The organism is Flavobacterium sp., assembly GCF_043756175.1.
Lineage (GTDB): Bacteria > Bacteroidota > Bacteroidia > Flavobacteriales > Flavobacteriaceae > Flavobacterium.
Map to the genome: position 1 here is coordinate 1 of NZ_JAYURN010000104.1, position 11,886 is coordinate 11,886.

Genomic DNA, 11,886 nt, shown 5'->3' on the forward strand with positions numbered 1-11,886 from the left:
GACGAAACAGGAAAAGACATTTTCGTACACGCTTCAGGTATTAAAGCTGAAGAGTTAAGAGAAGGAGACAAAGTTTCTTACGAAGAAGAAGAAGGAAGAAAAGGTAGAGTAGCTGCTCAAGTAGTAGTTATCGAAGGATAATAAATTATTTTTTGGCATACCGAAAAACTAACCGTTTCATATGAAGCGGTTTTTTTTATCTTTTTTTTCTAAAAAATCCCTTCATTAAACTTGAACATTCTTCTTCTAAAACACCACTAACTACAATAGTTTTAGGGTGTAATTGAGTTCCCATTTTAGTAAATCCACGTTGTGTATCACTTGCACCAAAAACGATTTTGGAAATTTGGCTCCAATATAAAGCGCCTGCACACATTTGGCAAGGCTCGATTGTAACATATAAAGTACAGTTGGTTAAATATTTTCCTCCCAAAAAATTTGCCGACGCTGTTATGGCTTGCATTTCTGCATGAGCGGTAACATCATTTAATAATTCAGTTAGATTGTGACTTTTAGCAATTATTCGATTGTTTGTTACCACAATGGCGCCCACAGGAATTTCATCTTTATCAAAAGCTATATATGCTTCTTGTAAAGCTTTTTTCATAAAATATTCGTCAGTGAAAATGTTTTCCATAAAGCAAAAATAAGAATTCAATTTGTACATTTGCTTTATGTCTGATAATTTACTTCAAAATATAAATAATCCAAAGGATTTACGTCGGTTAGATATAAATCAATTACCACAAGTTGCCCAAGAATTGCGTGATTTTATAATCGATGTTGTTTCAAAAAACGAGGGGCATTTGGGCGCAAGCCTCGGAGTTGTCGAGCTTACAATTGCTTTGCATTATATATTTAATACGCCCGAAGATTTATTGATTTGGGACGTAGGTCATCAAGCTTATGGACATAAAATATTAACTGGGCGAAGAGAAAATTTTCATACCAATCGTAAATTAGGCGGTATTTCTGGTTTTCCCAAACGAAGCGAAAGTATTTATGACGCATTTGGTGTAGGTCATTCATCGACTTCAATTTCTGCTGCATTGGGAATGGCGATTGCCTCTAATATTAACGGAGATTTTAACAAACAACACATTGCGGTTATCGGAGATGCTTCAATTGCTTCAGGAATGGCTTTCGAAGGTTTAAACCATGCGGGAGTAACGGATGCGAATTTACTAGTAATTCTTAATGACAATGCTATTGGAATTGATCCAAGTGTTGGAGCGCTTAAAGATTATCTCACAGCTGTAAAAGAAGGGAAGAATCACAAAGATAACAACATGATTAAGTCCTTGAATTTTGATTATTCAGGACCAATAGACGGTCATGATATTTTTGCAGTTGTCAAAGAATTGAAGCGATTGCAAAATATAAAAGGACCAAAATTCCTTCACATAATTACAACCAAAGGAAAAGGTTTACTGCTAGCCGAAGAAGATCAGGTAAAATATCATGCGCCAGGTAAATTTGATGCTATTACTGGCGAAATACTTCTCAAAATTGAAGAAAATCTACCAACAAAATTTCAAGATGTTTTTGGATTAACTTTAGTAGAACTAGCGCAACAAAACGAAAAAATAATAGGAATTACGCCTGCTATGCCATCGGGTTCATCGATGAAATTTATGATGGAAGCTTTTCCAAAACGTGCTTTTGATGTTGGAATTGCAGAGCAACACGCTGTGACTTTATCTGCAGGAATGGCAACACAGGAAATGGTGGTTTTTTGTAATATTTATTCCACATTTATGCAAAGAGCATATGATCAAATTATTCATGATGTTGCATTGCAAAATTTACCAGTCATTTTTTGTTTGGATAGGGCAGGACTGGTTGGTGAAGATGGTGCAACACATCACGGTGTTTTCGATATTGCCTATTTAAATTGTATCCCAAATATGATTATCTATGCGCCAATAAACGAAATTGAATTGCGAAATATTATGTTCACTGCACAATTAGGATTAAACCATCCAATTGCGATTCGTTATCCACGAGGTCGTGGAGTAATTCAAAATTGGCAATTACCATTTGAACAGGTTGAAATAGGTAAAGGAATTCAATTAAAAAAAGGTTTTAAAATTGCTGTTTTATCTACAGGAACTATTGGAAATAATGTTATTGAAGCTCTTGCTAAAATTAAAAATTCTGATTTATTCTCCCATTATCATTTTCCTTTTGTAAAACCTCTGGATGAAGTTTTACTTAAAGAGATTTTTATGAAATATAAAAAAATCATAACTGTAGAGGAAGGTACGATAATTGGAGGTTTTGGGAGTATTGTTAATCAATTTTCAAATAGTAACAAATTCAATATCTTAATTAAAAATTTAGGAATTCCAGATAATTTTATAGAGCAGGGATCTATATTAGAGCTTCAAAAGATTTGTAAGATTGATCAAGATAGTTTGATTGAATTATTTGATTCTATTTTATAAAAAAAGCGTTCACAATTTGTGAACGCTTTTAGTTTGGTTTTTATCGTGTTATTCGATAACTAATTTCTTAGTTCCTTCGAAGTTTTCACCTGAAATTTTCAAGATATAATTTCCTGAACTCAAATTACCTAAGTTAATTTTTTGCTCAGAGCCATCTAAATTAATTGTATTTGAAAATACATTTTTACCCGAAATATCAAATAAGTTTAATTTTGTTTGACCAAAATATTGACTAGACAGGATAGTTACATTTCCGTTGTTCACAGTTGGGTAAACTTTAAATGAATTAGAAACAATATCATTCTCTTTTGTAGAAAGAATAGCTGTAGTAAATACTCCAGAAAAAATCCCTCGCCCGTAAGTAGCAGCATAAACTGCGTTGTCATTTCTTAAATCTAAATCAGTAACTTTAACATTACTCATTCCATTATAAGATTGATTCCATACAGGAGATGCATTGTTGAAAGTATTGGTGTACCAAACACCTAATTCGGTACCAATAATAACCTCATTTGTATTTAAAGGATTTCGTAAAATACATTTAACGGGAAGGTCTGGTAAATTTCCTTCTTTGTTTTGCCAAGTTACACCGGCATCTGAGCTATACCAAATATTTACAACACCATAGTTACCGAAAGTAACAAGGATTTCACTGTTTGAAGCTCCAAATTCAACATCAGAAACACTTCCTACAAAACCAGACCCTGTAATGTCGGCCCAAACAGGTACTGGAGCAACAGCATTAGCGCCAGTAACTCTTAATAATTTATTATTTCTAGTACCTACTAATAGTGTAGATGTCGCTGTAGTATATTTAGAAACCGTAATAGCTGTTGGTGAACCTGTTAAAAGTGCATTTGTTAGTACTGCTTTTGCAACTGTTCCAGTTAATCCAACATTTGTATATCTCCTAACCCCATAAACATTTGCAGTGGTTGTATAGTCAGAATATAAGATGTCTAAACTAGAATCTAAAGCCATTGGGCTAATAAACGCACCATTGTCAGTTGTTTCTGAATTGATACTTTTTACTGCGCCAGCAGTTGTTCTACGGTTAATGCTTTGATTGTAAATATAATTGGTAATGTAATATTTATCAGCACCTTGATCGAACATGGTATAGGCTCCATCGCCACCTTGAGTTTCAACACTTGTGTTTGTTGCAGGTACAGCACTAGAGAAATACTGTGAACCATTATCTTGAGCTCCGGCAGCAAAATAATCATTTACCAAATTACCACCTGTTGCGCCACTAGGAGCAACTCCTAAACTATAGAATTGTGTTACGTTAAATCCTGTATTTCTTGATGTTGCAGGGGTTCCTGTCGTTGACAAACTTCCAGAATAATACACGCCTCCATCATTTCCGAAAATTCCAATATTTGAATTATTTGGTTTGAATGCCATAGCATGTTGATCTGAGTGAACATTTGAAGTCCAATTTGATATAACCGTCCAAGAGTTTCCTCCATCGGCAGAACGACTTAAATCGATACCTCCTACATATAAAATTTGATCATTACTTGGATCAACTTTTATCATTAAGTCATAAAAAGCTTGTCCGCCTGTAAAACCGTAAGTTACTTCTCTACCCGACCCGTTTCCTGCGGGCAATGACGTAGCTGTTGAAGTTGCAAAACCATCAGTTGTTCTAATAATTTTAACTTCGACAGTAGGTGTAGTAGGTACTGCTTGTTTAAGTCCAGCCAATACATAAATCTTATTGGCATTAGTTGCAGAGGCTTCAATTTGAGTTCTGTCTCCTCCGCCATTTCCTGTAACCGTATATTTATCTACAAAAGTTACTCCACCATCAGAAGACGAGAATACTTTTCCACCTCCATCATTGAACGCAGTACTTTCTGTTGTAGACACCCATATTTTATTATCTGCTCCAATGGCTATATCATTAGGGCAATGCTTATTACCAGCAGCTGTTAGCGGTAAGTTTAATAAAGACCATGAGGCACCACCATCTGCTGATTTATATACTCCTATAGTTTCAGATCCCATATATGCACCGTTTGAAAATGAATCTCCGTTTGCAACAAAAATTTCTGATATTCCACCATTATTTCTTATTGCAATTTCATTTATAAATTGAATTCCGGGTACGATATTACCTGTAACCATCCCTGGTGTACTTGGGTTTAAAGTAGCGTTTACAGTGCCTGAGCCTAAAGCTGTTTCTAATATATTTCCGTCTGCTTGAGAAATCATACACGATGGAATTGTTATGGTCGCATCCGTTCCTCCCATGGCAACTGGAGTTCCAGCAGCATTATTCATCATAATTACCGCTAATGCACCTGCGTCTTGAGCGGCTTTTACTTTGATAGCAAAGCTACAAACACCTCTTCTTATTAATGCGATTTTACCATTTAATGCTGCTGCATTTGTTAAAGTCGTACATCCATCAGAAGTTGGGGCAGTATCGTCAATTACTAAAACAACATTCTGAATAATTGGAGTTGTAATTGCTGAGCCAAATGATGTAGTCGGGAAACATGCATAATTCCCCGCTATTCCTGCAGGAGAATTAACGGTTACATTTGCAGCAGACTGAAATACTGTTGGGCCTGTAATTCCTCCTAGAACTCTAGTCCAAGTTACTCCGCTATTTGTAGATTTCCAAACACCATCTCCTCCAGCATCACCGCCAGTGTATGATTCTCCTGTACCAACATAAAAAGTAGTCGGAGTAACTGGGTCGGCTTTAATACAACTGATATTTAAATTTTCTGGAATATTCACTCTAGTCCAAGAAGAAGCTGCACTCGAAATGTTTGTATTTTTCCATAAACCACCACTTACACCTCCAGCAAAAACAGTATTATATGTGACATCGTTTGGATCAAACATAATGGCTCTTGTTCTGCCTCCTACATTTGTAGGACCTCTTTCAACCCAGTTGTTATCACTAGCGTCTCCTGGAGTTCTTCCTGTTTCAATAAGTTTCTCTCTCTCTAAATTAAGATCATCTCTTAATTTTTTTAATTTATCGAATTCAGGCTTGCCAGTTGTGGGATTCATAGTTAATAACCATTCTTGCTCGAAGTATTTGTTAGGAGCCAAACCAAGAGCTAGTCTCTCTTTTTTAGACATAGCATAGGTTTTAATTACCTTGTTGTGTGCTAAATAATTAGCATGTTTTTTGCGTAATTCTTTAACTTGTTTTTTTGTTAAAACACCATTAGAAGCTACAACATTTACTTTTTTGTTGTTAGATTTCTTAGTGTTTTGATCAAGTTTACTCTGAGAGAAACCTGTAACGAAAACAAGTAAAGCACAAATTGTTGAAAATAAATTTCTTTTCATAATTTTATGATTTAAATTGGGATTAAGTAACGAATATAATATTTTTTTTTTTAAAACAAAATTTCGAAGAGTTAAAATTGGGTTTTTTAAGACACAATCTTGTTGTATAACAATGCATTGCCATCGGTAAGCATCGATACAAAATGACAAATATGTAGCAATCGTTCGTATAAAGATTCTTTTTCTAAATGGTATTTTTCGGGTAAAATTTTAAGCAATAAAGCATCAAAATTTGTTGCCTTTCCCTCGTGTTTGTTGTTGTAAGCGGTAACAAACTTATCTAGAAGATTGTTGATAATTTGATAACCAATTAATTCTTTTTCGATAACCTCACGACTTTGGTATATGTTTTTTACACTTAGTTTTATGATATCATCCATTTGGGCTTTGTATTTACTTTTGTCCATTAATGAATATGAGAAATTTCCTTCAAGGATAGTTTTTTCGTTTTCTACAAATATTTTTACTGCATCACTTATTAAACTTCCAATTGCTAAAGCACGCAAATAACTTATACGATCTTCTTTTGTGGTTAATGTATTGTATTTGTTAGAATCGATGCTGTCTTTGACTAATTTTATTAAATATTCTAAAGCAAAATCTTCCGAAACTAAGCCGAGATTCATGCCGTCTTCAAAATCGATAATGGTATAGCAAATATCATCGGCAGCTTCGACAAGATAGGCGAGCGGATGGCGTTCGTAACCAATGTCATCTCCAGTTTTATTAGGAATCATTCCCAATTCTGAAGCGACTTCTTTAAAGAAATCTTTATCTGTTTGAAAAAAACCATATTTTTTATCAGCAATATTTGAAGTTGGTTTTTTAGGTAAACTTTCTTTAGGATATTTCATAAAGGCTCCTAAAACTGCATATGTAAGTCTTAAACCCCCAGTAACTCCTGGGCGACTTGCTGTAAGTACCGAAAAGCCATTTGCATTTCCTTCAAAATCGATTAAATCTTGCCATTGCTTATCGGTCAACTTGTCTTTAAATTGTTGCCCTTTTCCTATCGAAAAATATTCGCCAATGGCTTTTTCGCCTGAATGTCCGAAAGGAGGATTACCAATGTCATGTGCTAAGCAAGCTGCAGCTACGATAGCTCCAAAATCATTTGGTTGATAACCATGTATTTCTTGAAGATGTGGGTATTTTTCGATAATTTTTTTGCCAACTAATCTTCCAATAGATCGTCCAACTACCGAAACTTCTAAACTATGGGTTAATCTTGTGTGGACAAAATCTGTCTTAGAAAGTGGAATCACTTGTGTTTTGTCTTGCAAACTACGAAAAGCGGCTGAAAATATAATTCGGTCATAATCGACCTCGAAACCCAAACGAGTATCGTCCTGTTCTTTTCGCAATCGTTTGCTTGTATCGCCTTGACGTTTTAGTGATAATAGTTGTTCCCAGTTCATTCGATTTAATTTTTTATTCTTTAGTAAAAAGATATTGACCGCCACCTTGTTTTAAAGTCATATTTTTTGCGTCGAACGTAAGTTTTACACCAGCTGCATCAAACACAAATTCGGTTTCGCTAATTGGAATTAAAGCAAATGAACCTTGTCCTGTAGCTTGCGCGGTTAGTTCTCCTTTTTCGATTTTGATGGTGATTTTGATAGGCAATTCTATCGATGCATAAACACCTTGATAACTTTCCAATTTGTCTTTAGTAACTTCAAACGTGGTTAAATTTGGGAATTGAAAAGGCATTTTGTAATAAATACTCAAAATCCCCATCATAATATCGTTACGGTTATAATTATCTCCATTTACAATAAGCGAAACACCAGTTTTTTCAATTGGATAATATCCTGCAACAGCTCGAAAGCCTTCTATCCCTCCTGTGTGACCAAAGAATTTTCTTTCGCCAAAAGGAAATACAACGAATCCTTTTCCGTAGGATTGTTCTAGTTTTGTCATCTCATCTACTGAAGTTTTCTTTAGTAATTTACCATTAAAAACAGCATCTAGAAAAAAAGTCAAATCTCCAGTAGTCGAGGCAATATTTCCAGCGCCAAAGGCTTGCGACATATCCCATTCCTTATTTAAGGACCATTTTTTATCATGAAAATTATAGGAGTAACTTTCGTTTTTGACGGGATCTACGTTTGTCGCAATCGATGTGTTTTGTAATTGAAGTTTGTTTATAATTCTTTCACCAAGATTGGTTGCGTAATCTTTTTTAGAGACATCTTCCAAGATTCTACCTAATATATAGTAGTTAGAATTACTGTATTCGAATTTAGAATTGGGTTCGAAAACTGATTTATAACCTGCGATTTTTGCAATCATTTCATCTTTTGATACTTTTTGGTAAACATTTACGGTCGAATCTCCATTTATAAAGTCTAAAATTCCTGTGCGATGATGCAATAAATCATGAATCGTAATTTTATTAGCATTTGGAATTTGAGGATAAAATTTAGATAACTTAGTGTCTAATTTTAACTTTCTTTCTTCAATTAACTGCATAATCATCACTGCAGTAAATGTTTTTGTGATGGAGCCAATTTTGTATTTTGTATTTTTATTTGCTTTCAAACTATTTTCGACATTGGCAAAACCATACGCTTTTTCGAAAACTACATTTCCCGCTTCACGTATGCAAACTTGTCCCATAAACTTGTTGTTTTGGTTCAGATAAACCAGCAAACTATCTATTTTGTCGAAACGTGTTTTTTGTTGCGCCGAAAGTGTCAGCGAGAATATGAATGCTAATAATAAGATTGATTTTTTCATAATTTTTTTATTTAGAACAACCCTCCTTGCAGGGTTTTAAACCCAGCAAGGAGGGTTGTTATTAATACGTTATTATCAATGCGCTTCCAGCCAATTCAACCCAACTCCAATTTCAACATCTAAAGGAACATTCATTATAAATGCATTTTCCATTTCGTGTTTTATCATAGGTTTTATGCGTTCGAGTTCTTCATTATAAACGTCAAAAACCAATTCATCGTGTACTTGAAGCAACATTTTCGATTTCCAGTTTTCAGATGTTAATTTTTTATGAATATTTATCATCGCAATTTTGATAATATCAGCTGCCGATCCTTGTATGGGTGCATTTACTGCATTTCGTTCGGCACCACTTTTTACCATCATATTGGCAGAATTGATATCTTTCAGATAACGTCTTCTTCCTAAAACCGTTTGTACATAACCGTTTTCTCGAGCAAAATCGACTTGGTTCGACATATACGCTTTTAGTTTTGGATACGTTTCGTAATAAGCTTCGATCAACTCTGCAGCTTCTTTTCGAGAAAGCGAAGTTTGGTTGGAAAGTCCGAAAGCCGAAACACCATATATAATTCCAAAGTTTACCGTTTTTGCATGGCTTCGTTGTTCTTTTGTAACTTCTTCTAAAGGCATATTAAACACTTTTGCAGCGGTACTTTTATGAATATCTTCGTTGTTTTGGAACGCTTTTATCATATTTTCTTCGCCAGATAAAGCGGCAATAATACGCAATTCTATTTGCGAATAATCGGCAGAAACTAACGTGTGATTTTCATCTCTTGGAATAAAAGCTTTCCGTATCAATCGGCCTCTTTCAGTTCGAACTGGAATGTTTTGTAAGTTCGGATTGTTAGAACTCAATCGCCCCGTTGCTGCAACAGTTTGCATATAATCCGTATGAACACGACCTGTTTTTGCGTCTACTTGGTTCGGTAAAGCATCAATGTAAGTGCTTTGTAATTTCACCATTTGACGCCAGTCGAGAATGTCTTTTACAATTGGATTGTCATTTGCCAAATAGCTTAAAATCTCTTCTCCAGTTGCATATTGACCGGTCTTGGTTTTCTTTTGTTTGGCTCCGCCAATTTTCATTTTGTCGAATAAAACATCGCCCAACTGTTTTGGTGAAGCTAGATTAAATTTTTCTCCAGCAGTTTCATATATTTTTTGTTCCAATGCCTTACTTTCGATGGCCATTTCAACCGACATCGATTTCAAAAATGGAACGTCAAGATTTATTCCTTCCAATTCCATTGCTGCCAAAACTGGAATTAATGGAATTTCGATTTCATCAAATAATTTTTCGATTTCGGCTTTATCGAGAATTGGACTAAAATTTTGTTTTAATTGAAACGTGATATCAGCATCTTCGGCAGCATATTCTTTAATTTCTTCCAAAGCAACATCGCGCATTGACTTTTGATTCTTCCCTTTTTTACCAATTAAATCTTCAATAGATTTGGGAGAATATTTCAAATAAGTTTCAGATAAAACATCCATATTATGACGCATGTCAGGGTTTATCAAATAATGCGCAATCATCGTATCGAATAATTTTCCTTTGATTTCAACTCCATAATGTGACAGGATTTTTAAATCATATTTGATGTTTTGACCAATTTTTTCGATGTTTTCGCTTTCAAAAAATGGTTTAAATTTATCGACTAAAACTTGTGATTCTTCCTGGTTTTCTGGAAACGGAACGTAAAATGCTTTTCCTTTTTCAAACGAAAATGACATTCCAACCAGTTCAGCATTTAGGGCGTCAATTCCTGTGGTTTCAGTATCAAAACAAACAGAAGTTTGGTTCATTAAATTTTGAAGTAGCAATTTTACAGCGAAATCACCTTCTATGCTTTGGTAAAAATGTTGCGTGTTTTCTAGATTTGCATAATGGGAATCTGTTTTTACCTCGCCACTTTCTTCATCAGAAAAACCAAATAAATCGAATTGATCTTCGTTCGATTTTTTAACTGTAGTTTTTTTAGTTGGTTGTGGCGTATCGTTTGAAGTTCCGTTGCCATTTGTGTCAATTTCGTCATATTCTTTTCCAGTTCCAAAATATTTATCAAACTGTGCTTTCATTTGACGAAATTCTAATTCTTGAAACAATTCGTCTGTTTTTTCAACATCTGGTTTTGATAATTCGTAATCATTTTCATTGAAAGTAACTGGGCAATCGAGTAGGATGGTGGCTAGTTTTTTAGATAAAACACCTTTTTCTTTATTGGCTTCGATTTTTAGTTTCAATGCACCTTTTAGTTTGTCGGTATTTGCCAAAAGATTTTCCATCGAACCAAACTCTTTCAATAATTTTTTTGCGGTCACTTCGCCAACTCCGGGCAAACCTGGAATATTGTCGGCGGCATCCCCCATCATTCCTAGAAAATCGATAACTTGCTCTGGACGTTCAATTTCAAAACGTGCTAAAACTTCGGGAACACCCCAAATTTCTATTCCATTCCCCATTCGGGCTGGTTTGTACATGAAAATATTTTCGGAAACCAACTGTGCAAAATCTTTATCCGGAGTAACCATAAAGACTTGATAGTTTTCTTTTTCTGCTTGTTTTGCGATTGTTCCTATTAAATCATCGGCTTCAAAACCGGGAACTTCAATAATAGGAATGTGCATTGCCTTCAACAATTCTTGAATGTAAGGAACGGCAATTTTTATGGCTTCGGGTGTTTCGTCACGATGTGCTTTGTATTCTTGGTACATTTCGTAACGATAAGTGCTTCCGCCTTTATCGAATGCAACTGCTAAATGGTCAGGTTTTTCACGTTTAATAACATCCATCAAGGCATTCATAAATCCCATAATGGCCGAAGTATCCATTCCTTTTGAGTTGATTCTTGGGTTTTTTATAAAAGCAAAATAACCGCGAAATATTAAGGCGTAAGCATCAAGAAGGTAAAGGCGTTTTTGTGACATAAAATTTTATTTGAATGTAAAAATAATAAACAATACCAGCTTTCGTGCAATAAAATTCCTGTTTCATGACATTTTTTTTGTGCTAAGTAATAAAATAATGTTCCTTTATTCCAGAAACACTAAGGTTATGAACGTTCTATTTAAAAGTAAAGATATAAAATTCGTAGTTTTAATTTTTTTTATTATTGCTGTTTTGGTTTCAAATATTTACAAACTAGTATTTGTATAAATGATTTTTAAATAAAATTAATTTACTAAAACATAAAATATTAACTAAAATTTATGTGATTAAGAATTATTTGAGTTCTATTTTTGTGAAAAAAAATAGAATGATACTTCGTTTTTTGATTCTTTTCTCAGTGTTGTTTTTTATAGAAATATATTCTTATCAAGCATTTAAAACGGTACTTAAAACTAAATGGGTTTTGCAGACTTATCTAGTTAT

7 protein-coding genes are annotated in these 11,886 nt (G+C 34.3%); 2 read left to right on the plus strand and 5 right to left on the minus strand.

Features of this window, described 5'->3' with window-relative positions; genetic code table 11:
• Positions 1–141: cold-shock protein (locus tag ACH2BP_RS08105; RefSeq protein WP_395058772.1), on the plus strand; the 141-nt coding region annotated here is incomplete at its 5' end.
• A gap of 55 nt (positions 142–196) precedes the next feature.
• Here ACH2BP_RS08105 and ACH2BP_RS08110 read toward each other — a convergent pair.
• Positions 197–637 (minus strand): nucleoside deaminase, encoded by a 441-nt coding sequence (locus ACH2BP_RS08110; RefSeq protein WP_395058760.1) that lies wholly within the window; start codon positions 635–637, stop codon positions 197–199.
• A 37-nt stretch (positions 638–674) separates the two neighbouring features.
• Between ACH2BP_RS08110 and ACH2BP_RS08115 the strand changes: the two genes are divergently transcribed.
• On the plus strand, positions 675–2,447 hold the full coding sequence (locus ACH2BP_RS08115) for a 1-deoxy-D-xylulose-5-phosphate synthase (protein WP_395058762.1): 1,773 nt from the start codon (positions 675–677) through the stop codon (positions 2,445–2,447).
• A gap of 48 nt (positions 2,448–2,495) precedes the next feature.
• Here the strand turns inward: ACH2BP_RS08115 and ACH2BP_RS08120 are convergent, their stop codons facing one another.
• The 4 genes from ACH2BP_RS08120 to polA form a co-directional block, all read right to left on the minus strand.
• The gene (locus ACH2BP_RS08120) at positions 2,496–5,765 is read right to left on the minus strand and encodes a PA domain-containing protein (RefSeq protein WP_395058764.1); all 3,270 of its coding nucleotides are present in this window, start codon (positions 5,763–5,765) and stop codon (positions 2,496–2,498) included.
• Positions 5,766–5,851: 86 nt separating this feature from the next.
• Positions 5,852–7,183, minus strand: a complete 1,332-nt coding sequence (locus ACH2BP_RS08125; RefSeq protein WP_395058766.1) for a deoxyguanosinetriphosphate triphosphohydrolase — start codon at positions 7,181–7,183, stop codon at positions 5,852–5,854.
• Positions 7,184–7,196: 13 nt separating this feature from the next.
• On the minus strand, positions 7,197–8,507 hold the full coding sequence (locus tag ACH2BP_RS08130; RefSeq protein WP_395058768.1) for a serine hydrolase domain-containing protein: 1,311 nt from the start codon (positions 8,505–8,507) through the stop codon (positions 7,197–7,199).
• Positions 8,508–8,582: 75 nt separating this feature from the next.
• Positions 8,583–11,441, minus strand: a complete 2,859-nt coding sequence (gene polA / locus ACH2BP_RS08135) for a DNA polymerase I (RefSeq protein WP_395058770.1) — start codon at positions 11,439–11,441, stop codon at positions 8,583–8,585.
• Positions 11,442–11,886: the final 445 nt, after the last annotated feature.

What these genes read in the sequence shown, in the direction of transcription:
- ACH2BP_RS08110 (WP_395058760.1), bottom strand. Translation starts at nt 637, where the DNA reads ATGGAAAACATTTTCACTGACGAATATTTTATGAAAAAAGCTTTACAA.
- ACH2BP_RS08115 (WP_395058762.1), top strand. Translation starts at nt 675, where the DNA reads ATGTCTGATAATTTACTTCAAAATATAAATAATCCAAAGGATTTACGT.
- ACH2BP_RS08120 (WP_395058764.1), bottom strand. Translation starts at nt 5,765, where the DNA reads ATGAAAAGAAATTTATTTTCAACAATTTGTGCTTTACTTGTTTTCGTT.
- ACH2BP_RS08125 (WP_395058766.1), bottom strand. Translation starts at nt 7,183, where the DNA reads ATGAACTGGGAACAACTATTATCACTAAAACGTCAAGGCGATACAAGC.
- ACH2BP_RS08130 (WP_395058768.1), bottom strand. Translation starts at nt 8,507, where the DNA reads ATGAAAAAATCAATCTTATTATTAGCATTCATATTCTCGCTGACACTT.
- polA (WP_395058770.1), bottom strand. Translation starts at nt 11,441, where the DNA reads ATGTCACAAAAACGCCTTTACCTTCTTGATGCTTACGCCTTAATATTT.